The organism is Rathayibacter caricis DSM 15933 (assembly GCF_003044275.1).
GTDB lineage: Bacteria > Actinomycetota > Actinomycetes > Actinomycetales > Microbacteriaceae > Rathayibacter > Rathayibacter caricis.
Map to the genome: position 1 here is coordinate 1,804,185 of NZ_PZPL01000001.1, position 26,640 is coordinate 1,830,824.

The following is a 26,640-nucleotide window of genomic DNA, read 5'->3' on the forward strand; positions in this document are numbered from 1 at the left end:
ACGCGGTCGCCGTCCCGCCCGATCACTCAGTCCGCCCGATCGCTCAGTTCAGCGCGCGCGTCCCCTCGGGCAGGGAGCCGCCCTCGTAGAGCGCACTCGCCGCGTCCTGCAGGGCGGTCAGCGCCACGCGCTGCGTCCACGGCCCGTACGAGATCCGGGCGACGCCCAGCTCCTCGAAGCGGGCGGGCGACTGCGACCCGGGGATGCCGATCACGCTGATCCGCTGTCGACCGAGCGCGGCGACGAGCGCCTCGATCTCGGCGTCCTGGAGGAGACCCGGCACGAAGAAGCAGGTGGCCCCGGCGTCGAGGTAGGCACGGCCGCGCTCGACGGCGTCAGCGAGGACCTCGGAGCGGTCCCGCTCGCCCGCGCGGAGGAACGCGTCGGTCCGGGCGTTCAGCGCGAAGGGCACCGCCTCGGCCTCGGCCGCCGCGACCGCCTTCTCGACGGCGCGCAGAGCCTCCGGCAGCGGCTTCGCCTGATCCTCGAGGTTCGCGCCGACGACGCCCACCTCGATCGCCCGGCGCACGGTCTCGCCGGCGTCGCCGTAGCCCGCCTCGAGGTCGGCCGAGACGGGGACCTCGACCGCGGCGACGATGCGCGCGATCATGCCCAGGTGCAGGTCCAGCGGGATCCGCTCGCCGTCCTCGTAGCCGAACGACGCGGCGATGGAGTGGCTCGCGGTGGCGAGCGCCCGGGTCGCGGGCAGCGCGGCGATCGTGGTCGCCGAGACGGCGTCCCAGACGTTCACCACGCTCAGCAGCTCGGGGTCGGTGTGGAGGTCGACGAGGGTGCGTCCGCGCGTTTCGATGCTCATGCCCCGAGACTAGGGGTGCCTCCGTGCACCGCGCAGACGAGCTCGTCGCACTCCCCGCACACCACCAGCTGCGTGCGGCAGGAGGGATCGAGGCAGTTGCGCATCCGGCTGGTCGGCGCGGCGCAGCCCGCGCAGCGGCCCAGCACCTCGGCGTCGGGCGAGAAGGTCAGCGAGCCGCGGCCGTCGAAGACGTAGAGCGCTCCGCGCCAGAGTCCGGAGTCGCGTCGCGCCTCGCCGTAGCGGACGATCCCGCCGTCGAGCTGGTACACCTCGCCGAATCCCCGCGCGGTCATCAGGCTCGAGAGCACCTCGCAGCGGATGCCTCCGGTGCAGTACGTCACGATCGGCCGCCCCTTGAGGTGGTCGTAGACCCCGGAGTCGAGCTGCTCGACGAAGTCGCGCGTGCTCGCGACCCCCGGGACGACCGCGCCGTCGAAGCGGCCGATCTCGGCCTCGAAGGAGTTCCTGCCGTCGAAGAAGACGACGTCGTCGCGCTCGGCGACCAGCGCGTCGAGCTCGTCGGGCTGCAGTCTCGTCCCGGTGCCGACCACGCCGTCCGCGTCGACCCGCAGCTCGTCGGGTGCGCCGAACGAGACGATCTCGTCGCGCACCTTCACCGAGAGACCGGGGAAGTCGAGGCTGGCGCCGTCCTCGTCGAGCCCGGTGCCGGCGCTCCACTTCACGTCCATGCCGCGGAACGCGGGATGCTCCTTCGTCCGGCGCGCGTACTTCTTCAGCGCGCCCATCTCGCCGCCGAGCGTGCCGTTCAGGCCGTCCTTCGAGACGATCAGCCGCCCGCGCAGCCCGAGCGACTCGCACAGCTCGCGCTGCCACAGGCGGATCGCCTCGGGGTCGGCGAGCGGCACGAAGCGGTAGAACAGGAGGATCTTCGGCAGCACCGGCACATCCTACGAGGCGCTGGCACCGCGCGAAACGGCGCCGCAACACGGCTGTGGCAGCATCGGCGGGTGACCGACGCCTCCGCCACCGTGCCGCACTCCCGGATCGAGGACGTCTTCGGACTCGTGACCGGGGCGTTCGTCGTCTCGCTGGGCCTGTTCCTCCTGCGCGCGAGCGAGGCGGTCACGGGCGGCACGGCGGGGCTCGCGCTGCTGCTGGGCTATCCGCTGCCGATCCCGTTCGGCGTGATCCTGGTGGTCGTCAACATCCCGTTCCTCGCGCTGTCGCTGTGGAAGAAGGGCTGGCGCTTCACCCTGCGCACCATGTTCTCGATCGTGCTCGTCTCGGTGCTGGCGGGGCTGCATCCGCTCGCCTTCGGCTCCCTCAGCATCGAGCCGGTCTACGGAGTGATCACCGGCGACGTGCTCGCGGGCATCGGGCTGCTGATCCTCTTCCGGCACGGCTCGAGCCTGGGCGGCTTCAGCATCGTCGCGCTGATCGCGCAGGAGCGGCTCGGCTGGCGGGCCGGCTACGTGATGATGGCGCTGGACGCCTGCGTGGTGGTCGCCGCGCTGCTCGTCGTGCCCCCGGTGAACGTGCTGATTTCGGCCGCGGGCGTCGTGGTGCTCAACCTCGTGCTCGCCTTCAACCACCGGCCCGGCCGCTACCTCGGTTCCTGAGCACCCGCTCCGCAAGCCCTGGCCCTCGTCGCGGGCGTTCGTACGCTGGAGAGGGCCCGCGATCGCGGGTCGCCCCGTCCGAACGGAGAACCGGATGTCCGACTGGAACTACGACCCCTACGCCCGCCTCGGGGAGGTGCCGTCCTTCGCGCTGACCAGCGACGACATCGCCGACGGCGCCCCGCTGGACGCCCGCCACTACGGCGAGGGCTCGGGCGGCGAGGACGTCTCGCCGCACCTGGCCTGGTCGGGAGCGCCCGAGGGGACGAAGAGCTTCGCCGTGACGGTCTTCGATCCCGATGCGCCGACCGGCTCCGGCTTCTGGCACTGGGCGCTCTACAACCTGCCCGCCGACACGGCCGAGCTGCCGACCGGCGCCGGCGCCGCCGGCTTCGAGCTCCTGCCGCCCGGGGCGCAGACGCTGCCCAACGAGATGCGGCTGCGCCAGTTCATCGGAGCGGCGCCGCCGGACCGCGAGCACCGCTACTTCTTCGTCGTGCACGCCCTCGACGTCGAGCGGCTCGACCTCGATCCGGAGTCGACGCCCGCGATCCTGGGCTTCAACGTCCACTTCCACACGCTGGGCCGCGCGCAGATCGTCGCCACGGCGACGCCGGACGGCGCGAAGGGCTGAGCCGCCCGAGGGGCGCGCCGCTCAGCCGAAGAGCGTGCGCGCCTCCTCGTACCGGGAGTCCGGCACGGTCTTGAGGGTGCCGAGGGCCTCGGCGAAGCCGACGTGGTAGATGTCCGTGCCGCGCAGGGCCACCATGCGGCCCCAGTGCTCGGCGACGACGGAGTCGATCGCGGCCATGCCCAGGCGGGTCGCGAGGACCCGGTCGAACGCCGTGGGCGTCCCTCCGCGCTGGATGTGGCCGAGCGTGGTCGCGCGGGTCTCGATGCCCGTGCGCTCCTCGATCATCGGGGCGAGCATCTCGCCGATGCCGCCCAGGCGCGGGCGGCCGAAGGCGTCGAGTCCGCGTTCGGAGTGGGCGTCGTCCATGGTGTCGAGGGAGAAGCCCTCGGCGACGACGACGAGCGGGGCGCGCCCTCTGTCCTGCGCGCTCTGCACCCACTCGACGATCTGGTCGATCGAGGTGCGCTTCTCGGGGATCAGGATGACGTGCGCGCCCGCGGCCATGCCGGAGTGCAGCGCGATCCAGCCGACGTGGCGGCCCATGACCTCGGCCACCATGCAGCGGCCGTGCGAGTCGCCTGTGGTGCGGAGGCGGTCCATCGCGTCGGTCGCGATGCCGACGGCGGTGTCGAAGCCGAAGGTGTAGTCGGTGGCGCCGAGGTCGTTGTCGATCGTCTTGGGGACGCCGACGATCTTGAGGCCCGCGTCGGTCAGCCGCTTCGCCGCGGCGAGGGTGCCCTCGCCGCCGATCGCGATGATCGAGTCGATGCCGTTGCTCTCCATCATCGCGGCGATCTTCTCGGGGCCGCCGTTCGGGCCCTCGAAGGGGTTCGTCCGGCTCGTGCCGAGGATCGTGCCGCCCTGCTTCGCGATGCCCTGGATGTCGGAGCGCTCGAGCGGCATCAGGTCGCCGTCGACCACTCCTCGCCAGCCGCCGCGGAAGCCCACGAACTCCTGGTCGTACACCTTGATGCCCTTGTACACGGCACCGCGGATGACGGCGTTGAGGCCGGGGCAGTCGCCCCCGGAGGTCAGGATCCCGATCTTCACCCGCTCAGAGTAGAGGACGACGGAGCGACCGGCGCACCCCGCTCGCCGGTCCGGGTCCCGGACGCGACGACGGGCCCCTCCTCGCCGCCTCGAGGAAGGGCCCGTCGCGTGGGGAACTAGTTGGCCTTGCTGGTGTTCAGGGTGCCGTTGACGCCGCGGGGGAAGAATCCGCCGACGCGCGAGGCCTTGGGGGTGAGGTACACGATGTTCAGGACCTCGCCGGGGGTGCGGCTGAAGGCGATCGAGTTCTTGTCGGTGGGGACGATGTTCGTCTGTCCGTCGACCTTCACTCCCTGGTCGAGGTCGCTCTTCCCGTCGAGGCTGTCGCGCGCGTTCGAGAGCTTGTTCGCCGGGTCGGACAGGTCCGCCGCGTAGATGGCCGAGCGGATGGCGCCCGCGTGGTACGCCTCCACCGCGAGGATGCCCGCGGCGGCGTCCAGGTACGTCTTCGACTGGATGAGCGGCGCGGCACCCTTGTACGCCGTCACTCCGACGTCCTCGAAGACGAAGGCGCCGAGCAGGAAGTTCGCCTCGCTCGCGAAGGGGTCGAACGTGCCACCGGCCGGGATCACGCCGGCCGCGGCTGCGGCGGCGTTGAAGCTGGACCGGAGGTCGATCGCGGGGCGCGCGACCGCGGCCGTGCCCAGCGCGGCGCGGAGGAACTTGACGTGCGCCTTCTCGTCGTTCGCGACCTCGGTGGCGAAGCTCTTGAGCCACGGGGTCTTGAACTGCACGGGACGGCCGCCGATGACGCCGCCGGGGGTGCCCTTGCCGGTCACGTCCGAGCCGCCGAGGCCGGTGCCGTAGACGGCGCGGAGGTAGAACTCGGCCTCCAGGTACTCGAGGTTGAGGGCGAAGTTGAGGATCGAGGCGTCGCTGGGGCCGCTGGCAGCGACCTCCTCGGCGGAGGCCGCGGGGGCGGCGAGGGCGGCCGCTCCGATGCCCAGGCCGGCGATGCCGGTGGCCTCGAAGAAGCGGCGACGGTCGAGAGCGGTCTCCGAGCTCTTGACGATCGCGTTGCGGATGAAGGAAGTGTCGAACATGTGCGCATCTCCAGTGATAGGCGGGATGCCGGACGACTCAACGCGTCGTCGCGACAGCGTGAAGCTACGCCCGCGAATGCGGCGCTGACCAGCGGAATCGGCGAGAAAAGATTGCGCATGTGGTCATCGGTCCTGGTCCAATCCGGCGGGGCCGCGGCTCCGAAGACCTGTCACCGGAGGAACGCCGGGCGGGGTGGCCGGAGGCACTCCCGGAGGCTCTGTCGGAGGGCGCGATTACCATCGCTGCGTGACCTCCGCCCCTCCCGCTCCCGTGCCCGCCCGGGCCGCGGTCTACGCGCCGGCCGTGCCGGTGAGCCTCGCGCTCACCGTGCGGACGCTGCTGCGCGGCACCGGCGATCCGACGATGCTGATCGACGCCTCCGGGTTCTGGAAGGCGTTCCGCACGCCGCGGGGCGCAGGCACGCTGCACCTCGTGCAGGCGGCCGACGGCGCGGTGCACGCGCGCGCCTGGGGCGAGGGCGCCGAATGGCTGATCGACCAGGTGCCGGAGCTGCTCGGGCACGGCGACGACTGGAGCGGCCTCGACCTCTCCTCCCACCGCCCGCTCGCCGAGGTGCTGCGCCGCGTCGAGGGCCTGCGGCTCGCCCGCGCCGGGCTGGTGTTCGAGATGCTGGCGCCCTCGATCCTCGAGCAGAAGGTCACCAGCACGGAGGCGTGGCGCGCCTACCGCACGCTCGTGCGCCGCTACGGCGAGGTCGCTCCGGGCCCCGTCGCCCTGCACGCGGCGCCCACGGCCGAGCAGTGGCGCCGCATCCCGTCGTGGGAGTGGCACCGGGCCGGTGTCGATCCGCGGCGCTCGCGCACGCTGCTGACCGCCGCGCTCGTCGCTCCGGGCCTCGAGCGCACGCTCTCCCTCGGCCGCGGGGGAGCGGAGGTCGAGTCGCGTCTGCGCTCGGTCCCCGGCATCGGCGCCTGGACGGCGGCCGAGGTCATGATGCGGGCGCACGGCGATCCCGACGCGGTCAGCGTCGGCGACTACCACCTCGCCGCCGCCGTGGGCTTCGCCCTGACGGGGCGGCTGGGCGTCGACGACGACGGGATGCTGGAGCTGCTCGAGCCGTGGCGCGGGCACCGCCAGCGCATCATCCGGCTGATCGGCTGCAGCGGTGCGAGGAAGCCCCGCCACGGCCCGCGGATGACGATCCAGGACCACCGCGGCCACTGACCGGGCCGGGACGCCTAGGCGCCGCGCTCCTCCAGCACCGCCATCGCCGCGTTGTGCCCGCCGAGCCCCGAGACTCCTCCGCCGCGACGCGCTCCCGCTCCGCAGACGAGGATGCGGGGATGCGCCGTCGCGACGCCCCAGCGCTGCGCGGGGGTGTCGAGCGGGTCGTCGTCCTCGGCGAAGGGCCACGACAGCGGTCCGTGGAAGATGCTGCCGCCGGGCAGGCCGAGGCTCTGCTCGAGGTCGTGCGTGGTGCGCGTCTCGATGCAGGGCTCGCCGTCGGCGTCCCGCAGCAGCAGGTCGCGGATCGGCTCGGCGAGCACCGAGTCGATCGAGTCGAGGATCTCCTCCTGCAGGCGCTCGCGGGTCGCTGCGTTGTTCTCGGCGGTCAGCCAGCGGTCGGGGGTGTGCAGGGCGAAGACGGTGAGGGTGTGCGCGCCCGAGGCGGCGAGCTCGGGCGAGAGGATCGAGGGGTCGGTGAGGGAGTGGCAGTAGATCTCGCACGGGATCGGCTCGGGGGTGCGCCCCTTCGCCGCGGCCCGGTGAGCGGTCTCGAGCGCGTCCCAGCCCTCGTTGACGTGGAAGGTGCCGCCGAAGGCCGCCTCGGGCGCGACGCTCTCGTCGCGCAGCCGCGGGAGGCGCCGCAGCACCAGGTTGACCTTCACCTGCGATCCCTCGGGGCGCTCCGTTCCGACTCCGGACGTGCCGCCCATCAGGGCGTCGAGCACGAACGGCGCGACGTTCGAGAGCACGTGCCGGGCGCGGACGCGGCGGCTGCGCGGACCGCGGCGGTAGACGACCTCGCCGTCGGCCCCGATCGCGGTCACCTCGGCGCCGGTCAGGATCCTCGCTCCGGCGTCCCGCGCGGCCCGGTCCAGGGCGCCCGAGACGGAGCCCATCCCGCCGACGGGGACGTCCCAGTCGCCGGTGCCCTGGCCGATCACGTGGTAGAGCAGGCAGCGGTTCTGCGCGAGGTCCGCGTCCGCGGCGCCCGCGAAGGTGCCGATGAGCGCGTCGGTCAGCAGCACGCCGCGCGCGAGGTCGTTCGCGATGCTCCGCTCGATGACCTCGCCGATCGGCCGCTCGATCATCGCGCGCCAGACGGAGTCGTCGCCGACCAGCCGTCGCGCCTCGCTCCGGCGCAGGAGCGGCTGGGTGAGGGTCGGCCAGAGCGCCGCGGCCATCCGACCGGTGCGGCGTGAGAACTCGGCGAACGGTTCGGCGTCCTCCGGCGAGCCGAGCCGGGCGAAGGATGCGGCCGTCGCCTCCCGGTCCTGCGTGTCGACCAGCAGGCCGCGACTCGGATCGACGGGATCGGGCGTGTAGGAGGAGTAGCGGCGGCGCACGAGCGGCACGTCGATCCGCAGGTCGTCGAGGATCGCGCGCGGCAGGAGGCTCACCAGGTACGAGTAGCGGCTGAGCCGCGCCTCCACGCCGCGGAACGGGGACTCGGACACGGCGGCGCCGCCCGTGTGCTCGCTCCGCTCGAGGACGAGGACGTCGAGCCCCGCCTGCGCGAGGTACGCCGCGGCGACGAGCCCGTTGTGCCCCGCGCCGACGACGACCACGTCCACCGCGGCGTCGGACGGGGTGCGCGGGGCGCGGGGACCCGGCGCGGTGCCGCTGCGCTCGCGGTCCTGAGCGTCGCGGGGACGGTGCCGATCGCGTCGGGCTGTGCTTCGCGCCATGCAGGCCAGTGTGGTCGGCCGGGCGGCGGGGCGCGAGTCCGGAACGGCTCAGGCGTCGTCGGTGCGCAGCGCCTGGGCGACGAACTCGCGGAGGGAGAACAGGATCTCCTCCGTGGAGCGGCCGCTCGACTCCGCGAGCCGGCCGGTCAGCCAGGTCAGGCAGATGACCGAGGCGCCCGCGACGTCGGACGCCGTCGGCACGACCACGCCGTCGAGGTCGACCACGCCCTCCTCGATGGGGCTGAGGGCGCGCTCGAGCACGGCGCGGTTCATCGGCCCGGTCGCCTCCCCGTCGAACGCGGCGGTGCTGTCGATGAGGGCCTGGGCGGCGATCATCGCGCCCTGCGGGACGGGCAGCGGATCCATCGGATCTCCGATCAGGAGCGGGAGCGGTCGGGTGCGCCCATCGTCCCGCGCGCCCGCTCCGGCGTCCACCGGACGGGCCCGGGTTCGGGAGTCTTCCCAGAGGCGCGACGACACGCACCGCCTGCATGCCGACTCGGGCATAGCCTCGTGGCATGGAGCAGTCGGAGTCCCCAGCCGTACCCGGGAACGACCCCGAGCCGATGATCGCGCGCGTCGAGACGCTGGCGCGGCGCTGGCTCGAGCGCAGCCGCGCCTTCGAGCCCGACCCGGCCGCGCAGCGGCTCGCCGGTGTTCTGCAGGACCCCGACGGCCTCGACTTCACCGTCGGCTTCGTCGACGGCGTCGCACGACCGGAGGACGTCTCGGTCGCCGCGGAGAACCTGTCGGCGCTCACCTCCAGGACCCCCGCGTTCCTCCCCTCCTGGCTGCGCGCGGCCGTCGCCACCGGAGGAGCGGTCGGACCGGTGCTCCCGTGGGTCGTCGTACCGGCGGCGCGGCGCGTGCTGCGGCAGCTCGTCGCGCACCTGGTCGTCGACGCCTCCGACGCCCGGCTCGGCGCGTCGATCGCGAAGCTGCGCGAGGGCGGCGACCGGCTGAACCTGAACCTCCTCGGCGAGGCGGTGCTCGGCGAGCGCGAGGCGCTGCGGAGACTCGAGGGCACCCGGAGGCTCCTCGAGCGCGACGACGTCGACTACGTCAGCATCAAGGTCTCGAGCATCGCGAGCCAGCTGTCGATGTGGGCGTTCGAGGACGCCGTCGAGCGGGTCGTCGAGCGGCTCACCCCGCTGTACGAGGCCGCGGCGATGAGCCCGACCCCCACCTTCATCAACCTCGACATGGAGGAGTACCGCGACCTCGACCTGACGGTCGCCGTCTTCCAGCGCCTGCTCGACCACCCGAACCTCCTCGAGCTCGAGGCCGGCATCGTGCTCCAGGCCTACCTCCCGGACGCCCTCGGCGTGCTGCAGCGGCTCACCTCCTGGGCCGCCGCCCGGCGGGCCCGGGGCGGAGCGCCGATCAAGGTGCGCGTCGTGAAGGGCGCCAACCTGCCGATGGAGAGGGTCGACGCGGCGATCCACGACTGGCCGCTCGCCACGGTCGGCAGCAAGGCCGAGGCCGACACGAACTACAAGCGCGTGCTGGAGTGGGCGCTCGACCCCGAGCGCACCGACGCGGTGCGGATCGGAGTGGCGGGGCACAACCTCTTCGACGTCGCGTTCGCCTGGCTCCTCGCGAACGACCGCGGAGTGGTCGACGCGGTCGACATCGAGATGCTGCTGGGCATGGCGACGGGCCAGGCGCGGGCGATCCGCGAGGACGTCGGGCGCCTGCTGCTCTACACGCCCGTCGTCCACCCGGGCGAGTTCGATGTCGCGATCTCGTACCTCATCCGGCGCCTGGAGGAGAACTCGAGCCCCGACAACTTCCTCTCGGCGGTGTTCGAGCTCGAGGACGAGACCGTGTTCCAGCGCGAGCTCGAGCGCTTCCGCGTCTCGCTCGAGGCGCTCGACGACCGCGTGCCGCGTCCGAACCGCACGCAGGACCGGCTGCGGGAGTGGTCCTCCGGTTCGGGACTGCGCCTCGTGCAGGAGCACGCGGGCGCGGGCGAGCACGCGCTGGACCCGGCGGCGGAGGGGCTGACCCAGGCCGTGCTCGGGCTCAGCCGAGGATCGAGTGCCTCCGCGGCGACCGCCGGCTTCCGCAACGAACCCGACACGGATCCGTCCCTGCCCGGCAACCGCCGTTGGGCCCGCCTGATCACCGACCGGATCGCCGCCTCGACCATCGGCACCGCGACCGCCGATGCCGCGCGGATCACCTCGCCCGAGGCGTTGCAGGAGCGCCTGCGCGCGGTCGGCCGCCGCGCCGAGCGCTGGGGCGAGCGCCTGGGCTACGACCGCGCCGCGATCCTGGACCGCGCAGGGCTCGCGATCGCCGCCAACCGCGACCGCCTGCTCGAGGTCATGGCCTCCGAGACGGGCAAGACCCTCGCCGAGGGCGATCCCGAGGTCTCGGAGGCGATCGACTTCGCGCACTACTACGCGACCCGGGCGCGCGAGCTCGACGCGATCACCGGCGCGACCTTCGTTCCCGCCCGGGTCACCGTCGTCGCCCCGCCGTGGAACTTCCCGGTGGCGATCCCGGCGGGCTCGGTGCTCGCGGCGCTCGCCGCGGGGTCCGGAGTCGTGCTGAAGCCCGCCCCACAGGCCCGCCGCTCGGCTGCCGTCCTGGTCGAGGCGCTCTGGGACGCCGGGGTCCCGCAGGACCTGCTCGCCCTCGTCGACCTCGACGAGGAGTCCCTGGGCCGTGCCCTCATCACCGATCCGCTGGTCGACCGCGTGATCCTCACCGGCTCCTACGACACCGCGAAGCTCTTCCGCTCCTGGCGCCCGGACCTGCCGCTGGTCGCCGAGACGAGCGGGAAGAACGCGATCGTCGTCACTCCGCACGCCGACTACGACCTCGCGGTGGCCGACATCGTGAAGAGCGCCTTCGGCCACGCGGGCCAGAAGTGCTCGGCCGCCTCGCTGGTGATCCTCGTGGGCTCGGTCGCCCGCTCGAAGCGGTTCCGCGCGCAGCTCGTCGACGCGGTCACGTCGCTCCGCGTCGGGTACCCCGACGACCCCGCGGCGGCGATGGGCCCGCTGATCGAGGCGCCGACCGGGAAGCTCGCCCACGCGCTCACCACCCTCGGCGGCGGGGAGTCCTGGCTCGTCGAGCCGAGGCGCCTGGACGGCACGGGCCGGCTCTGGTCGCCGGGCGTGCGCGAGGGAGTGGGCGAGAACAGCTACTTCCACCTGACCGAGTTCTTCGGACCGGTGCTCGGGATCATGCACGCGATGACGCTCGAGGACGCGATCCGGATGCAGAACGCGACCGACTACGGGCTGACCGCCGGGCTGCACTCCCTGCACTCCGACGAGCTCGCCCTCTGGCTCGACTCGGTCGAGGCGGGCAACCTGTACGTCAACCGCGGCGTCACCGGCGCGATCGTGCGCAGACAGCCCTTCGGCGGCTGGAAGCGCTCGTCGGTCGGCGGCGGCTCGAAGGCGGGCGGCCCGAACCACCTGATCGGCCTCGGGTCGTGGAAGCCCTCGCCCGCCCGCCCGTCCTCGACGCTGCACCTGCGCGGACTGGACGACCGGGCCCGCCAGTTCATCGAGGCCGCGCAGTCGTCGCTGCAGTACGAGCAGTTCGACCTGCTGCGCCGCTCCGCGCTCTCGGACCAGCTGGCCTGGTCGACGGAGTTCGGAGTGGTGACGGACGTCTCGAAGATCGGCGTGGAGCGGAACCTGTTCCGCTACCTGCGGGTGCCGATCGCGCTGCGCCTGGCCGACGGCGGGGACCTGGGGGAGCTCCTCCGGGTGGTGGCCGCGGGCCTGCTGACGCGATCGCGGATGGACATCTCGACGTCGATCCCGCTGCCACCGCGCGTGCTCGAGATGCTCGGCGGCGACGAGCTGGCCGAGATGGCCGGACTGGTGCCGAAGGTGGTCGTGGAGTCCGACGCGCAGTGGCTGGCGCGCGCGGCGGCCGGGCGCATCACGGCGTCGCGCATCCGCATCGTCGGCGACATCGTGTCGGACCGGGTCGACGCCTTCGCCGGTCCGCAGGGCCGGACCGGGCCCTCGCTCGGGCCGGACACGGCGGCGACCGTCGACGCGCGCAACGCCACCCGCTCCTTCACCGACGTGGTCACGGGCATGACGCGCGGCAGCACCGGCAAGCCGATCCCGCTGCAGCGGGCCGACGGGTCGAGGATCCCGCTCGCCTCGGCGCTCGCCGAGGCCCTCGGCGGCGCTCCGGACGTCGCGATCTTCGCGAACCCCGTCACCCCCTCGGGCCGGGTGGAGCTGCTGCCGTTCCTCCGCGAGCAGTCGATCTCGATCACGAACCATCGTTTCGGGAATCCGATCGCACTGTCCGACGACGTGATCTGACGCCGGGACGAGGCAAAAGGTTGTCGCTTCAACGAATCGTGTAGAGTGGATGTCATGTCCTCGACCCCGCCCGAGCCCCGCTGGCTCACCTCCGAGCAGCTGGGCGCGTGGATCCGCTTCATCGCCGTCGTCGAGCTGCTCCCGGGTGCGCTCGACCAGCAGCTCCAGCGCGAGGCGGGCCTGACCCACTTCGAGTACATGACCCTCGCGATGCTCTCGGACGCCCCCGACCGGACCCTGCGCATGACGACCCTCGCGACCCGCACCAACGCCACGCTGCCGCGTCTCTCGCACGTCGTCACGCGGCTCGTGTCCCGGGGCTACCTCGAGCGGCGCCCCTGCCCGACCGACGGCCGGGCGACGAACGCCGTGCTCACCGAGCAGGGTCTGGCGAAGCTCGTCGAGACCGCGCCCGGACACGTGGCGACGGTGCTCGCCGATGTCATCGACCCGCTCGACTCCGAGCAGATCCCGCAGCTCGCCGACATCATGGCGCGGATGCTCACCCGGCTCGATCCCGACGGGCGGATGACCGTCGACGCCGTCCGCACCGCACTCGGCCCGGCCCTCGACCGGGAGCAGGCGGACCGGGCGCAGGACTGAGCCCCGACGCACCTCTGGCCCGTCGTCGAGGGCTCTGCCATCCTCTGGCCATGCGCTTCTCGACGACGATGCACCAGGTCGGCCGCAACACCGGCATCGAGGTCCCGCCCGAGGTCATCGCGGCCCTGGGCGGAGGCGGACGGCCGGCGGTCCGCGTCTTCGTGAACGGGTTCGAGTACCGCAGCACGGTGGGAGTGATGGGCGGCAGGGCGCTCGTGCCCTTCTCGGCCGACAAGCGCGCCGCCACGGGGATCGCGGGCGGCGACGCGCTCGAGGTCGAGATCGAGCTCGACACCGCTCCGCGCGAGGTGGTGGTGCCCGAGGACCTCGCGCGAGCGCTGGAGGCCGCCGGGCTGACCGAGCGCTTCGCAGCGCTGTCCCCGAGCGCCCGCAAGGCGCACGTCGTCGCGGTCGAGGGCGCGAAGGCCGAGGCGACCCGCGCCCGGCGCCTCGCGGGCGTCCTCGAGAAGCTCGGAGTCCCCCTCCCTCCTCCTCAGGGATGACTCCGCACCGCCGGATGTCGCGTCACGGCACCGGCGTCCCGCGCCCTGGGTAAGGTTCACCTCGGTGCCCCACGGGGGGAGCGCCGAGTGCGCTGTCGCGCGGAGCCGGGGGACGAGATGAGTGCGGTTCGACGTTGGGTGTTCCCGATCGTGTGGATGGTGATCATCGGAGCGGCGAGCGTCGCGCTCGTGAAGATCGCCTTCTTCCCGGACACCTCGGCCGAGGCCGATCCGACGGTCCCGACCGGCGAGCTGACGGAGCCCGTCGTGGCGGTCGCGCGCGGCACGATCACCAACGACCTGGAGCTCCAGGGCACCGTCGCCGCCGACCCGGCCGTGCCGCTCAAGGCGACCGCCGTCGGCACCGTCGACGACGTGTACATCCAGCAGGGGGCGACCGTCGCGAAGGGCGACCTCGTCTACGACATCCGTGTCGAGACCGTGCGCGAGCCGGTCGAGACCACGGCCGCCGACGGCACCGTCAGCGTCTCGCAGCCCCCGCCGGCGGTCCGCTTCGAGCGGGTCTACGCCGAGGCGGCGGGCGTGCTCAGCGCGCTCGGCGTCATCCACGACCAGGCCGTGACGGTCGGCGAGGTGACCGGCCAGGTCGCGCCGCCCAGCTACTCCGTCACCGGCACCATCGACGCCCAGCAGCTCTACCGGATCCAGGACCGGCCGACGGAGGCGCAGGTCGCGATCACCGGCGGTCCCGCCGCGTTCGCCTGCACGGGGCTCACGATCACCACTCCGCTCGCCGGCGAAGGCACCGAGGGTGCGGCAACCGGCGAGGGCGGAACCACGGGCTCCGGGACGAGCTTCCGCTGCCAGGTGCCCGCCGAGGTCACCGTGTTCCCGGGCCTCGCGGCCTCGGTCACGCTCGCGGGCGGCCTCGCCGAGAACGTGCTGGTCGTGCCGACCACGGCGGTCGAGGGCACCGCCGAGTCCGGAGTCGTCTTCCGCCTGGCCGAGGACGGCTCGACCGAGGAGATCCCCGTGACCCTCGGCCTCACCGACGGCGTGAACGTCGAGATCACCGGCGGCGTGGACGAGGGCGTGGAGCTGCTGCAGTTCGTGCCCGGTGCCGCCGCCGTCGACCCCGGCCTCGAGTCGGGCGAGTGCGTCGCCAACCCCGACGGCTCGGTGTTCTGCCCGTGACGGTCCTCCGGCTCGAGGGGATCCGGAAGGTCGTGCCCCTGCCCGACGCGGAGCCGCTCACGATCCTCGACGGGGTGGACCTCGAGGTCGGCGAGGGCGATCACGTCTCGGTCGTCGGCCGGAGCGGCTCCGGCAAGTCGACGCTCCTGAACATCCTCGGACTCATCGACGAGCCCACCGACGGCCGGATGCTCCTCGAGGGAGTGCCGACCGAGACCCTGTCGGCGCGGGCGCGCGCCCGGATCCGCGGCGGCAGCATCGGCTTCATCTTCCAGCAGTTCAACCTGCTCGACGGCCGCACGGCCCGCGAGAACGTGATGACGCCGCTGCTGTACGCGACCGGGCGCGAGTTCTGGCGCCGCCGCGACCTCGCCGCCGAGATGCTCGAGCGCGTGGGTCTCGGCCACCGGGTCGACTCGATGCCCGGCCGCATGTCGGGCGGCGAGCAGCAGCGCATCGCCATCGCCCGCGCCCTCGTGCGCCGACCCCGGCTGATCCTCGCCGACGAGCCGACCGGCGCACTCGACACCGACACGGGGGAGACCGTGATGAGCCTGCTCGACGAGATCGCCCGCGAGTCCGGCTCCGCACTGGTGACCATCACGCACGACCCGGCGATCGCCGCCCGGGCGGAGCGGCACTACCGGCTCGATCATGGTCGTCTCGGCACGGCGTCCTCGGCCGGCACTCTGCACGAGCGCGTGCCCGCGCATGCGGCGACCGTCGCTCCGGCCGTCCTCGGTCCCGCAGTCGATCCCGCCGCCGACTCCGAGGGTGTGCTCTGATGCGCGGCCTGATCGGCGTCGCGGGCGCGATCGTCGAGGCCTGGACCGAGCTGCGGATCCACCGCGGCCGGGTCCTGCTCTCGCTGATCGGAGTGGCGGTGGCGGTGGCCGCGCTCACCGGAGTCGTCGCGGCGGGCGGCATCGCCCGGCAGGCGAACGTCGAGCAGATGGAGCGCTCGAGCGGCCGCCCGGCCAGCCTGTACGTGAGCGCCTACGCCACGGGGCCGGAGGGCGTCGTCGACGCGGAGGTCCTGGACACGGCGTGGGAGAAGGTGCTCGAGCGCTACGGCATCACCTACGCGAGCCGCACCACCTTCGGCTCCACGCGCGTGCAGTTCTCCGACGGCGCCGTCGACGTCTCGGTGACCGCGGTCGACCAGCCGTACGCGGAGATGCACCGCCTCGAGATGGAGGAGGGCGCGTGGTTCACCGAGCGCGACGAGCGCCGGTTCGCGCCCGCCGTGGTCGTGAGCGAGATCATGTGGGACAGGCTCGGTCGACCGGATCTCGCTACGCACCCGACGGTCGCCCTGCTGGGCTCCGAGGGCGACACCACGGCGGTCGTGGTGGGCGTCACTCCGGTGAGCCAGTGGGACACCGAGCCCACGATGATGATGCTCGCCGACTCGTACGCGGGGATCGCCGAGCAGACGCCGGCCGACGACCAGTTCGGCGGGGGAGCGACGCCCAGCTACGAGATGTGGGTGCCGCTCGACATCGCGGACGATCTCGCCCAGGCGGTGCAGCGCGACATCGCCGCGGCGCTCGGCCCCGGCGTCGACGCCGATGTGAGCCGCCAGGACTACCTCGCCTACGACAGCGATCCGTTCGCCGTGCTCACCTGGGTGATCGGAGGCGTCGCCGGACTCGTCCTGGCGCTCGGTGCGCTGGGGCTGCTCAACATCGCCCTCGTGACCGTGCGGCAGCGCATCCGCGAGATCGGTATCCGGCGCAGCTTCGGCGCCTCCTCGGGCCGCATCTTCTTCTCGATCATGATGGAGAGCGTGGTCGCGACGGTCGTCGCCGGCGTCGTCGGAGTCGCGATCGCCGTGATCCTGGTCACCAACCCGATCACCGTCGACTGGGTCCAGCAGAACGGCATCGAGGACATCCCGCCGTTCCCGGCGGAGGCGGCGCTGCTCGGTCTCGGTGCGGCGACCCTCGTCGGCGCGCTGGCCGGTCTCGTGCCCGCGATCGTGGCCGTCCGGGTCAAGGTCATCGACGCGATCCGGTACTGACGTGCGCAGGAGTGGGCGGCGCGCGGCGGCGGGACTGCTCGCGACGCTGGTCCTCGCCCTCGTCGGCTGCACGGCACCGCCCGACGGCTCCGAGGTGGCGCTCGAGCGACTGGCGGACCGCCTCCGCGCGCTACCGGGGGTGGCGGCGGTCGAGACATCGCTGACGGAGGCCGATCCGAAGGACCGACCGGACGAGTGGATCGCCGGCCTCGACATCGAGGCGACCGAGAGCGGTCTCGGGATCGCTGCGGAGGTCCGGCGCGAGGTCTCCGCCGGAGTGCCGGAGGTCGCCCTGCAGGTCGGTCTCCGGATCCCGGAGGGCACCCATGGCGCGGCTGTGTCCCTCGATCCCCGACTTGAGGACGACGTCGACATGGCGGGCCTGCTGCGCGGGCAGTCGTTCGCCGCGGGAGTCGACCTCCTCCCGTGGTGGCGCTCCGTCGCGCTGGCCGACGGAGCGGCGTTTGCCGACGCCGTGCCCGCGCTCCGCGCCCTCGCACCGACCGCCGACCTCGCGCTGGTGCGAGGCACGACGTCCGTCGGGGTGGACGGATCCTCGCCCGGGGCGGCCCTCCTCTCGCGGATCGACGCCTTCGCGGCCGACCCCCGGGTCGAGAGGCTCACCTCGACGACCTCGATCGAGAGGGCCCGCGGCTCGATCCGGCTGACCGCTGCCGACTTCGACGAGGTGGCCGGGATCCTCGCTGCGACGGCGGACGAGGCCGCGGAGGCGGGACTGCGCCCCCGGACGTCGTTCAGCGTCACGGCGCCCGACTACTCCGAGGAGCGGAGCGGCTGGCTCGGATTGCCGCTCGGATCGCCGGAGCCGGACGACCTCGCGCTGGGCGATCCCCCCGCCCCCGTGATCGATCCGGCGGAGGCCGCGGCGGCGCTCGCCGAGGGGGAGTCGGGCGTGCGCGCGTTCCTCGAGGCCGCCATCGCCGCTTCCGGAGTTCCGGCGGAGGTGACCACGGTCGTCGCGCCCTGCTCGGACGCGTCGGCGTCTCGGGCGGAGGGCCACGTCGTGATCCCGGTCTTCACCGTGCTCGACAGCGCACAGGAGCCCTTCGATGCGGTGGTCGCGGGCTGGGCGGCCGAGGGGTTCGAGCGGACGGACCGCGCCTCGGGCCGCGACTTCTGGACCACCTCCGCGGAGCGGGACGACCGCGTCGCCTCGGCGAGCATCCGCGGCACCCAGGAGGGGCTGAGCCTCACGGCGACCGCGGAGTGCGTACCGCAGTGACGCGGACCGCCGCCGGTCAGCGCGCCGTCGAGCGGCGCACGACGAGCTCGGGCTGGAAGACGGTCTGGCGGGGGATCAGCTCGGGGTCGGCGGCCTCCTCGAGCAGCACCCGGAGGGCCGTCCGCCCGATCGTGGTGCTCGGCTGGCGCATCGACGAGAGCGGCACCGCGGCGGCGGCCGCGAACGCGATGTCGTCGAAGCCGATGAGCGCGATCTCGTCGGGGACGAGCATCCGCCCGCCGGTCGCCAGAGACTGGAGGAGGCCCAGCGCCAGCAGGTCGTTCGCGGCGAAGACCGCGTCGGGCCGCTCGCGGCGGGGGCGGGCGACGAGGCGCTCGCCGGCCGCGACGCCCTCGGCCACCGTGAGGGCCGAGGTGGCGACCACCTCGATGTCGACCGGGGCGGCGCTGTCCTCGGCCGCGACCCGCGCCCCCGCCAGCCGGTCCACGACCTGGCGGATCTCGAAGGGGCCGCCGACGAAGGCCAGGCGCCGCCGACCCGTGGCGATCAGGTGGTCGACGGCCATCCGGCCGCCCGCGACGTTGTCGACCGAGACCGAGCTGAAGCGCCCGTCGCCGCTGAAGCGGTCGACGAGCACGGCCGGGATCCCGCGCTCGCGCAGCCGCTCGAGCCGGCGGGTGATGTCCCCGTGCGGTGAGATCAGGACTCCCCGCACCTGCTGCTCCTCGAAGAGGTCGAGGTAGTGCCGCTCGCGGGCGACGTCCTCGTCGGTGTTGCCGTGGAGCACCGCGATGCCGTGGCGGGAGGCCTCGTCGACCGCTCCGTGCACCACATCGCCGAAGAACGGGTTGCGGCCGTCGAGCACGACGAAGCCGACGGTCGAGCTGACGCCGTTGCGGAGCTTGCGCGCGGCGTCGTTGCGGACGTAGCCGAGCTCCTCGATGGCGAGGTTCACCCGCGTCAGGTTCTCGGCCGAGACCTCGTCGGGGCGGTTGAGCACGTTCGACACGGTGCCCACGGACACGCCCGCGTGCTGGGCCACGTCGCGGATGCTCGCTGCCACTGTTCCCCTCCGTCACGACCGTGCACCGAGCGGCACTGCTCGTCTTGACCGACCCGGTCGCCGTCCCTAGAGTATGCCTGAACACAGGTTGAATCGATTCAGAATTCCTGAGCCGCCGAACCCGACGCCCTCGACGAGGAGGCACCTCCGTGACAGACACCGCGCCCGCCCCGGCGCTCGAGCTCGCCCGGGTGGTGAAGTCCTTCGGCGCCGTCATCGCGCTGCGCTCGGGCACCCTCTCGCTGCACTCGGGCTCCATCCACGCGCTGATCGGGGAGAACGGAGCCGGCAAGTCGACCCTCGTGAAGATCATCGCCGGCGTCCACCGCCGCGACGCGGGGGAGTTCCGCCTGCACGGACGCGACGTCGACTTCACCTCCACGGCCCAGTCGAAGGCGGCCGGCGTCGCCGTCATCTACCAGGAGCCGACGCTGTTCCCGGATCTCTCGGTCACCGAGAACATCTTCATGGGCCGCCAGCCCACCGACCGCTTCGGGCGGATCGACCGCAGAGCGATGCGCGCCGAGGTCGAGCAGCTGATGCGCCGCCTGGGCGTGTCGATCGATCCGGAGCGGCCGGCCGAGGGCCTCTCGATCGCCGACCAGCAGATCATCGAGATCGCGAAGGCCATCTCGCTCGACGCCTCGGTCCTGGTGATGGACGAGCCGACCGCCGCGCTCTCGGGCGTCGAGGTCGAGCGCCTGTTCGCGGTGGCGCGGAGCCTGCGCGACGAGGGCCGGGCGCTCGTGTTCATCTCGCACCGCTTCGACGAGGTCTTCGCCCTCTGCGACACGATCACCGTGATGCGCGACGGCTCCTACATCGCGACCACGCCGACGAGCGAGGCCACGATCGACGGCATCGTGCGCCAGATGGTCGGCCGCGACGTGACGGAGCTGTTCCCGAAGCAGCCGGCCGAGATCGGCGAGGTGGTCCTCGCGGTCGACTCGCTCACCCAGCCGGGTGTGTTCCACGACATCTCGTTCACCGTGCGCGCCGGAGAGATCGTCGGTCTCGCCGGGCTCGTGGGCGCCGGTCGCAGCGAGGTCGCCCGCGCGGTCTTCGGAGTGGATCCGTACCAGAGCGGCACCGTGACGCTGAACGGAGCCCCGCTGCCCCGGCGCGACCCGGCCGGCGCGATGCGCGCCGGAGTCGCCCTCGTGCCCGAGGACCGCCGGAAGCAGGGCCTGGTGCTCGACGCCTCCGTCTCGAACAACATCACCACGGCCATCCGCCGCGGCCTGACCAAGGGCGGGCTGCTCACCCGCGGAGCCGAGAACTCGGCGGCGCGGATCTGGGCCGGGCGCCTCGAGGTGAAGACCAACGCGCTCGACACGGTCGCCGGCACCCTGTCGGGCGGCAACCAGCAGAAGGTCGTCCTGGGCAAGTGGCTCGCCACGAATCCGAAGGTGCTGATCATCGACGAGCCCACCCGCGGCATCGACGTCGGCACCAAGTCCGAGGTGCACCGGCTGCTCTCGCAGCTGGCCGGCGAGGGCATGGCGATCCTCATGATCTCCTCCGAGCTGCCCGAGGTGCTCGGCATGGCCGACCGCGTCCTGGTGATGCGCGAGGGCCGGCTGACCGGCGAGCTCGCCCGCGAGGACGCGACCAGCGAGGCCGTGATGCTCGCCGCCACCGGCGGCACGGGCGCCGTCACCGCCGATCCCACCGCCCCGCACCGCACCGAAGGGAGCGCCGCATGAGCGCCGCGACGACCACCGCGCCCTCGACGGGACGGCCGACGCCCTCCTCCGGCGGCCTCTCCCGCGGACTCCGCGGCTTCGCGACGGCGCGTGAGACGAGCATCCTGCTCGCGATCGTGCTGCTCGTCGCGGTGACGACCGTCAAGAACCCGTCCTTCCTCTTCTCCCCCGACGGCTGGCGGGACCTGCTGCTGACGCCGTCGATCCTCGTGCTCGTCGCGGTCGGCCAGGCGATCGTCGTCATCACCCGGAGCGTGGACCTCTCGGTCGGCTCGATCCTCGGGCTCTCCGCCTACCTCACGGGCCGGCTGTTCCTGGACGTGCCGGGCCTGCCGATCGTCGTGGTCTTCGTGGCCGGGATCCTCTTCGGCGGTCTGCTCGGACTGATCAACGGCGCCCTCGTCGCGTTCGCCAAGGTGCCCGCCCTGGTGATCACGCTCGGCACGCTCTACGCCTACCGAGGCATCAACGTGGCCTGGGCCGGCAGCGACCGGGTCAACGCCTCGGACATGCCGAAGGACTTCCTGGCGCTGGGGACCGGTCAGATCCTGACCATCCCGATCCTCACGATCATCGCCCTCGTGGTGCTGGTCGTCGCCGGCTACTGCATGCGCAACCTCCGGGCCGGGCGCGAGTTCTACGCCATCGGCTCCGAGCCCGACGCGGCGCGCCTGTACGGCCTGCCCGTCACGCGCCGGATCCTCACCGCCTTCGTGCTGAGCGGGGCGCTGACCGGGCTCGCCGGCGTGCTCTACGCGGCCCGCTACGGCACGGTCAACTCGCAGGCCGGCTCGGGCTGGGAGCTCGACGCGGTGGGAGCGGCGGTCATCGGCGGCGTCGCGATCTTCGGCGGCTCGGGCACGGTCTGGGGCGCCGCGCTCGGCGCGGTCCTGCTCCTGACAATCAACCGGGCGCTCCCGATCCTCGGCGTGCAGGACTTCTGGCAGCGCGCCGTGGTCGGCGTCCTCATCATCGGCGCGATCGTGCTCGACCGCGTCCTCTCGATCCGGCAGTCCCGCCGGCTCCTGGCAGAAAGGGACGACGCGCGATGAGCTCTCTCTCGACCGAGACGACCGCCGTGCGGACGGCGCGGACGTACCGCGACTACGGTCACGGACGCCTCCGGCGCCTGCTGCTCACCCGCGAGACCGCGATCATCGTGCTGCTCGTGCTCGTCGTGCTCGTCGCGTCGGCCACGGTGCGCAACTTCGACCGCCCGATCACCGTGACCTACCTCCTCCTGGACATCGCCCCGGTGCTGCTGATCGCCCTGCCGATGACGCTGATCATCGTCACGGGCGAGATCGACCTCTCCGTCGCCTCGACGGTGGGCCTGGCGAGCGTGCTGACCGGGATCCTCACCCAGGCCGGCGCCCCGTTCGCGGTCGCCGCGCTCGTGGCCCTGCTGGCGGGCGCGGTGGGAGGAGCGCTGAACGGGTTCCTGATCACGGTGGTCGGCCTGCCCTCGCTCGCCGTCACGATCGGCACGCTCGCGCTCTACCGCGGTCTGGCCGTGGGCCTGCTCGGCACCACCGCCGTCACCGACTTCCCGGAGTTCTGGACGGACCTCGCGACCTCGAAGATCGGCGACTCGCCCGTCCCGACGATCGTCGTGCCGATCGTGATCCTCGCGATCGTGTTCGCGGTGCTCCTGCACTTCACCTCCTTCGGCCGCGGGATCTACGCGATCGGACTGAACGACGAGGCGTCCACCTTCTCGGGCGTGAACGTAAACCGGACGAAGTTCGTCCTGTTCCTGCTCTCGGGAGTGGTGTCGGCCTTCGCCGGCGTCTACTTCACCCTCCGCTACGGATCCGCCCGCGGCGACAACGCCACGGGCCTCGAGCTCCAGGTGATCGCGGCGGTGCTGCTCGGCGGCGTCTCGATCTTCGGCGGCCGCGGCGCCCTGCACGGCGTGCTCGCCGGCGTCGTCCTGATCGGGATCCTCGCCAGCGCGCTCCGCCTGGCCAACGTCACCTCCGACGTCATCAACATCATCACCGGAGTGCTCCTCGTGCTCTCCGTGGTGACCACCAGCCTCCTGGCGTGGGTGCAGAAGAAGCGCACCCGCTCCGGGACACCCCGATCGGCCGCGGGCACCCGCCCGTGACCGGTCCGCACCGACAGCACCTCCCGCACGGGGACGGCGAGCGCCGCCCCCGCACCTCACATCGAAAGGACGAAACGATGACGTTTCCCACGAAGGGCCGCACGCTCCGGCGTCTGGGCTCCGTGACCGCAGCGGCGGTCGCGTTCGCGCTCGTCGCGACCGGATGCTCCGCCGGCGGCGACTCCGACGCGGGCTCCGGCTCCGAGGGCGGAGGGGACGCGAACTACGCGATCACCTTCCTCCCCAAGAACCTCGGCAACGCCTACTTCGACACCTCCGACGCCGGAGGCGAGAAGGCGATCGAGGAGTTCGGCGGCAGCTACGCCGAGGTCGGGCCGTCGGAGGCCACCCCCGACGCCCAGGTCTCCTACATCAACACGCTCACGCAGCAGGGCGCCGGAGCGATCGTCATCTCGGCGAACGACCCGAAGGCCATCTGCGACGCGCTGAACGAGGCCCGCGACAACGACGTGAAGGTGGTCACCTTCGACTCCGACACGAACGCCGACTGCCGCGACCTCTACATCAACCAGGCCACGGCAGAGGGCATCGCCAAGGCGCAGGTCGACCTGATCACCGAGCAGATCGGCGACTCGGGCGAGATCGCGATCCTCTCGGCGTCGGCCAACGCGACGAACCAGAACACCTGGATCGAGCTGATGCAGGAGGAGCTCGAGGCGAACCACCCCGACGTCACGCTCGTCGACACCGTCTACGGCGACGACGACGACCAGACCTCGTTCGACAAGACGGCGGCGCTGCTGCAGTCGCACCCCGACCTCAAGGGCATCGTCTCGCCCACCACCGTCGGCATCGCGGCGGCCGCGCGCTACCTCTCGACCTCGGACTACAAGGGGAAGGTCGCGCTGACCGGTCTCGGCACGCCGAACCAGATGCGCGAGTACGTCGAGGACGGCACCGTCACCGCGTTCGCCCTGTGGAACCCGGGAGACCTCGGCTACCTCGCGGCCTACGCGGCGAAGGCCCTGATCGACGGCGACATCACCGGCGAGACCGGCGACTCGTTCGAGGCGGGCGACCTGGGCACGTTCGAGGTGGGCGAGGACGCGACCGTGCTCCTCGGCGACCCGTTCGTGTTCGACTCGGAGAACATCGGCGAGTTCGACTTCTGATCCTCGCCTCCCCTGCAGCGGGCCCTCGCGATCCTCGGATCGCGGGGGCCCGCTGCCGTCAGCCGAGGTCGATCAGCAGGTCGTCCCCGTCGACGACCACCCGCGCGTCGGAGTAGTGGGCGATGCGGGGCAGGCCCTCGGTGCTCGGGCTCTTGTGCCCGCCGACCACGACGACGCGCATGCCGGCCGCGAGGCCCGCGCGGACGCCCGCCTCGGCGTCCTCGAAGACCACAGCGTCGGCGGCGACGACGCCCAGGCGCTCGGCGGCGGCGAGGTAGCCGTCGGGGGCGGGCTTCCCGTGCAGGACGTCGTCGGCGGTGACGACGACGTCGGGGGAGGGGACGCCGGCGGCCGCGAGCCGGCCGGCGGCGAGGGCGGGGCTCGCCGAGGTGACGAGGGCGACGCGGGTGCGGGGCAGGGCCGCGAGGAACGCGACGGCGCCCGGGATCTCGACCGTCCCCTCCGTGTGCTCGAGCTCGTACGCGTTCAGCTCGGCCACGATGCCGGCGACGTCGCTGCCGGGCGGGGCGAAGCGGCGCACGCTGTCCTCGGCGCGCACCCCGTGGACGGAGGCGAGGATCATCGCGCGGTCGAGGCCGAAGCGGTCGGCGAAGGAGCGCCAGATGGTCTCGACGACCGCGGTCGAGTCGACCAGCGTCCCGTCCATGTCGAAGAGGGCGGCGCGGGCGCGGATCAGATGCGGCATGCCTCCATCCTGGCCCAGGGGGCGCGCGCGGCTCAGACCAGCCGGTTCTCGTAGGCGTGCACCACGATCTGCACGCGGCTGCGCAGCCCCAGCTTCACCAGGATGCTGCGCACGTGAGTCTTGACCGTGGCCTCGCTGATGAAGGACGCTCCGGCGACGGCGGCGTTGGTCAGGCCCTTGGCGACGAGGGCGTAGATCTCGCGCTCCCGCGGCGAGAGGGCCGCGAGGACCTCCTCCGGTCGGCGCTCGCCGTGGACGTGCGCGAACCGGCGGACCAGGGCGTCGGCGGCGACCGGCGGAGCATCGCCCGCGGCCACGGCACGGACCGTCGCGAGCAGCTGCTCCGGCGTCGCGTCCTTCGTGAGGAACGCGCTCGCGCCGGCGCGCAGCGAACGGAACACCGCCTCCTCCTGCCGGAACGTCGTCAGCACGATCACCTGCGGACCGCTCGTGCGCTCGGCGCCCTCGCCGCCGGTGATCCGCCGGGTCGCCTCGAGCCCGTCGAGAAGCGGCATGCGGATGTCCATCAGCACGACGTCGAGCGGCTCCCGGTCCACGAGTGCGAGCGCCGCCTCGCCGTCGTGGGCGGTCCCCGCGACGACGAGGTCGGGCTGCGACGCGAGCAGCATGCGGAGGCCGTGCACGAACAGCTCCTGGTCGTCGACGACGGCGACGCGGATCGGCGCGCTCACGCGTGGGCCTCCCGGCGCTGCAGGGCCGCGGTGGTGGTCGGCAGGAACGCGGTGACGAGGAAGGATCCGTCCGGGTCGGGGCCCGCCGTGAGCCATCCGCCCGCCAGCCGGGCGCGGTGCTCCATCCCGGCGAGGCCGAAGCCCCGACGGGCCGGGAGCGCGGCGGGGGCCGCGCCGCCCGGGCGGCTCGCGACGGCGAGGAGGAGGCCCGGTCCGTCCCAGGTGAGCGAGACCCAAGCGTGCGGCCCGGCGCCGCCGTGCTTGAGCACGTTGGTCAGGCTCTCCTGCACGATGCGGTAGACGGCGAGCTGCTGCGCGGGCGCCAGGTCGGCGGGGTCGCCGAGTTCGCGCAGCTCGACCTGCACTCCGGTGCCCTCGAAGCGGCGGACGAGTTCCGGCAGATCGGCCAGCCCGGGCTGGGGTCGGTCGGTCTCCTCGGTGAGCCCCTCGATCAGGCCCCGGAGGTCGACGAGCGCCGACCGGGACGTCTCGGCGATGCGCAGGAGAGAGGTCTCGGTCGATCCGCTTCCCGCGTCCGACTCCGAACGCCGGAGGAACCGCGACCCGTCGGCCAGCGCGATCACCACGGCGAGGGAGTGCGCCAGCACGTCGTGCACTTCCTGCGCGATCTCGCTGCGCTCCTTCAGCGCCCGCAGCTCGTAGCCCGCGATGAGCAGCTCGCGCTCGGTGCTCTCGATCCGCTCGCTCGCGGCCTCGGTGCGCGCGGCGAACTGGAGGGCGGTGCCGGCCGTCCAGCAGACCGCCCAGAGCAGCGCGTGCACGGCGGTGAGGCTGAGCGCCCAGCCGAGCGCCAGCTGCGGGTGCTCGAAAGTCTCGCCGATGCCGATCCAGCTGAGCCAGCCCGCCGAGAAGACGAGCGAGAAGCCCACGGCCGTCGACCACGCGACGCCGACGAGCAGGGCGCCCCAGCGCAGGCGCGTGCCGGCCCGTCGGGCGACCGCGAACGCCACGATCAGCGAGCCCTCGAGGATCGGCCAGGTGGTGGAGTCGGCGCCGGGCAGGCGGACGAGCTGCAGGAGCGGGACGGCCAGGACGAGGGCGAGGGCGACGGACGGGCGGATGGTGCTGAGGCCGATCGCGAGCGCGACGGGTCCCAGGAGCACCGCGAACGCGAGCGCGGCGCCCGGAGCGGCGAGCCGGCCGATCTCGGCGGTGATCCAGAACGCGGCGAACAGCGCGGCCAGCAGCGGGGCGAGCGCGACGAGGAGCGGACGGGAGCGGCGCGGCGTGGACATGGCCTCACCGTAGGCGAGCACCGCCGCGTCGCGCCCTGCCCGGGGCCCGATCTCCTCCCTCCTGATGAGGCCCGCCCTCATCGCCCTCTCCTCGGATGCTCGCCGGGCACGCTCAGGCCGCCGCGGGCTCCGCGACGCTAGCCTTCAGGAGGACTGCGGGCAGGGAGCCCGACGGGGATGC

Annotated in this window: 24 protein-coding genes; 14 read left to right on the forward strand and 10 right to left on the reverse strand. The window is 72.9% G+C overall.

Features of this window, described 5'->3' with window-relative positions; genetic code table 11:
* Positions 1-43 precede the first annotated feature (43 nt).
* Positions 44-817 (reverse strand): isocitrate lyase/PEP mutase family protein, encoded by a 774-nt coding sequence (locus C1I63_RS08305; protein WP_107574480.1) that lies wholly within the window; start codon positions 815-817, stop codon positions 44-46.
* On the reverse strand, positions 814-1,713 hold the full coding sequence (gene trhO / locus C1I63_RS08310) for an oxygen-dependent tRNA uridine(34) hydroxylase TrhO (protein WP_211315662.1): 900 nt from the start codon (positions 1,711-1,713) through the stop codon (positions 814-816). The genes C1I63_RS08305 and trhO overlap by 4 nt, the downstream gene beginning before the upstream one ends.
* 72 nt (positions 1,714-1,785) lie before the next feature.
* Here trhO and C1I63_RS08315 point away from each other — a divergent pair, with 72 nt between their 5' ends.
* Positions 1,786-2,397, forward strand: a complete 612-nt coding sequence (locus C1I63_RS08315) for a YitT family protein (RefSeq protein ID WP_243591224.1) — start codon at positions 1,786-1,788, stop codon at positions 2,395-2,397.
* Positions 2,398-2,491: 94 nt separating this feature from the next.
* Entirely contained in the window at positions 2,492-3,031 is a 540-nt protein-coding gene (locus C1I63_RS08320; RefSeq protein WP_055786501.1) for a YbhB/YbcL family Raf kinase inhibitor-like protein, read from the forward strand.
* 21 nt (positions 3,032-3,052) lie between these two features.
* On the opposite strand, the gene C1I63_RS08325 is transcribed toward C1I63_RS08320, so the two are convergent.
* Together C1I63_RS08325 and C1I63_RS08330 are read right to left on the reverse strand one after the other, a co-directional pair.
* Complete coding sequence (locus C1I63_RS08325) at positions 3,053-4,081, reverse strand: 6-phosphofructokinase (protein WP_055786505.1); 1,029 nt, start codon at positions 4,079-4,081, stop codon at positions 3,053-3,055.
* 116 nt (positions 4,082-4,197) lie between these two features.
* Positions 4,198-5,124: a ferritin-like domain-containing protein gene (locus C1I63_RS08330; RefSeq protein ID WP_107574482.1), complete on the reverse strand. Its 927-nt coding sequence runs from the start codon at positions 5,122-5,124 to the stop codon at positions 4,198-4,200.
* A gap of 247 nt (positions 5,125-5,371) precedes the next feature.
* Between C1I63_RS08330 and C1I63_RS08335 the strand changes: the two genes are divergently transcribed.
* Positions 5,372-6,310, forward strand: coding sequence for a DNA-3-methyladenine glycosylase family protein (locus C1I63_RS08335; protein ID WP_107574483.1), 939 nt, complete (start codon positions 5,372-5,374; stop codon positions 6,308-6,310).
* A 14-nt stretch (positions 6,311-6,324) separates the two neighbouring features.
* Here C1I63_RS08335 and C1I63_RS08340 read toward each other — a convergent pair whose 3' ends face one another.
* Positions 6,325-7,998, reverse strand: a complete 1,674-nt coding sequence (locus C1I63_RS08340) for a phytoene desaturase family protein (protein WP_107574484.1) — start codon at positions 7,996-7,998, stop codon at positions 6,325-6,327.
* A 48-nt stretch (positions 7,999-8,046) separates the two neighbouring features.
* The gene (locus C1I63_RS08345) at positions 8,047-8,364 is read right to left on the reverse strand and encodes a hypothetical protein (protein ID WP_146168411.1); all 318 of its coding nucleotides are present in this window, start codon (positions 8,362-8,364) and stop codon (positions 8,047-8,049) included.
* A gap of 152 nt (positions 8,365-8,516) precedes the next feature.
* Between C1I63_RS08345 and C1I63_RS08350 the strand changes: the two genes are divergently transcribed.
* The 7 genes from C1I63_RS08350 to C1I63_RS08380 all read left to right on the forward strand — a co-directional run bounded on the left by C1I63_RS08350 (position 8,517) and on the right by C1I63_RS08380 (position 17,832).
* On the forward strand, positions 8,517-12,305 hold the full coding sequence (locus C1I63_RS08350) for a bifunctional proline dehydrogenase/L-glutamate gamma-semialdehyde dehydrogenase (RefSeq protein WP_107574485.1): 3,789 nt from the start codon (positions 8,517-8,519) through the stop codon (positions 12,303-12,305).
* A 54-nt stretch (positions 12,306-12,359) separates the two neighbouring features.
* Positions 12,360-12,908 (forward strand): MarR family winged helix-turn-helix transcriptional regulator, encoded by a 549-nt coding sequence (locus C1I63_RS08355; RefSeq protein WP_107574486.1) that lies wholly within the window; start codon positions 12,360-12,362, stop codon positions 12,906-12,908.
* Positions 12,909-12,958: 50 nt separating this feature from the next.
* Positions 12,959-13,411, forward strand: coding sequence for a YdeI/OmpD-associated family protein (locus tag C1I63_RS08360; protein WP_107574487.1), 453 nt, complete (start codon positions 12,959-12,961; stop codon positions 13,409-13,411).
* 138 nt (positions 13,412-13,549) lie between these two features.
* Complete coding sequence (locus C1I63_RS08365) at positions 13,550-14,566, forward strand: permuted SH3 domain-containing protein (RefSeq protein WP_107574488.1); 1,017 nt, start codon at positions 13,550-13,552, stop codon at positions 14,564-14,566.
* Positions 14,563-15,351, forward strand: a complete 789-nt coding sequence (locus C1I63_RS08370; protein WP_107574489.1) for an ABC transporter ATP-binding protein — start codon at positions 14,563-14,565, stop codon at positions 15,349-15,351. Before C1I63_RS08365 ends, C1I63_RS08370 begins: the two co-directional genes overlap by 4 nt.
* A complete protein-coding gene (locus tag C1I63_RS08375) occupies positions 15,351-16,589 on the forward strand; it encodes an ABC transporter permease (RefSeq protein WP_107574490.1) in 1,239 nt (412 codons plus the stop codon). The genes C1I63_RS08370 and C1I63_RS08375 overlap by 1 nt, the downstream gene beginning before the upstream one ends.
* Before the next feature lies 1 nt (position 16,590).
* On the forward strand, positions 16,591-17,832 hold the full coding sequence (locus C1I63_RS08380) for a hypothetical protein (protein WP_107574491.1): 1,242 nt from the start codon (positions 16,591-16,593) through the stop codon (positions 17,830-17,832).
* Positions 17,833-17,848: 16 nt separating this feature from the next.
* On the opposite strand, the gene C1I63_RS08385 is transcribed toward C1I63_RS08380, so the two are convergent.
* Entirely contained in the window at positions 17,849-18,856 is a 1,008-nt protein-coding gene (locus tag C1I63_RS08385; RefSeq protein WP_107574492.1) for a LacI family DNA-binding transcriptional regulator, read from the reverse strand.
* A gap of 149 nt (positions 18,857-19,005) precedes the next feature.
* Between C1I63_RS08385 and C1I63_RS08390 the strand changes: the two genes are divergently transcribed.
* The 4 genes from C1I63_RS08390 to rhaS all read left to right on the forward strand — a co-directional run bounded on the left by C1I63_RS08390 (position 19,006) and on the right by rhaS (position 23,805).
* Positions 19,006-20,562, forward strand: a complete 1,557-nt coding sequence (locus C1I63_RS08390; RefSeq protein ID WP_107574493.1) for a sugar ABC transporter ATP-binding protein — start codon at positions 19,006-19,008, stop codon at positions 20,560-20,562.
* Complete coding sequence (locus C1I63_RS08395) at positions 20,559-21,614, forward strand: ABC transporter permease (protein WP_107574494.1); 1,056 nt, start codon at positions 20,559-20,561, stop codon at positions 21,612-21,614. The genes C1I63_RS08390 and C1I63_RS08395 overlap by 4 nt, the downstream gene beginning before the upstream one ends.
* Positions 21,611-22,672 carry an ABC transporter permease gene (locus C1I63_RS08400; protein WP_055786547.1) on the forward strand — a complete coding sequence of 354 codons (1,062 nt, stop codon included), beginning with the start codon at positions 21,611-21,613 and terminating at the stop codon, positions 22,670-22,672. The genes C1I63_RS08395 and C1I63_RS08400 overlap by 4 nt, the downstream gene beginning before the upstream one ends.
* Before the next feature lie 77 nt (positions 22,673-22,749).
* Positions 22,750-23,805, forward strand: a complete 1,056-nt coding sequence (rhaS, locus tag C1I63_RS08405) for a rhamnose ABC transporter substrate-binding protein (RefSeq protein ID WP_055786551.1) — start codon at positions 22,750-22,752, stop codon at positions 23,803-23,805.
* Positions 23,806-23,863: 58 nt separating this feature from the next.
* On the opposite strand, the gene C1I63_RS08410 is transcribed toward rhaS, so the two are convergent.
* The 3 genes from C1I63_RS08410 to C1I63_RS08420 are packed head-to-tail and all read right to left on the reverse strand — an operon-like array spanning position 23,864 to position 26,459.
* A complete protein-coding gene (locus C1I63_RS08410) occupies positions 23,864-24,511 on the reverse strand; it encodes an HAD-IA family hydrolase (protein WP_244907010.1) in 648 nt (215 codons plus the stop codon).
* A 32-nt stretch (positions 24,512-24,543) separates the two neighbouring features.
* Positions 24,544-25,203 carry a response regulator gene (locus C1I63_RS08415; RefSeq protein ID WP_280523115.1) on the reverse strand — a complete coding sequence of 220 codons (660 nt, stop codon included), beginning with the start codon at positions 25,201-25,203 and terminating at the stop codon, positions 24,544-24,546.
* Entirely contained in the window at positions 25,200-26,459 is a 1,260-nt protein-coding gene (locus tag C1I63_RS08420) for a sensor histidine kinase (RefSeq protein WP_170116355.1), read from the reverse strand. Before C1I63_RS08420 ends, C1I63_RS08415 begins: the two co-directional genes overlap by 4 nt.
* Between the last annotated feature and the right edge of the window lie 181 nt (positions 26,460-26,640).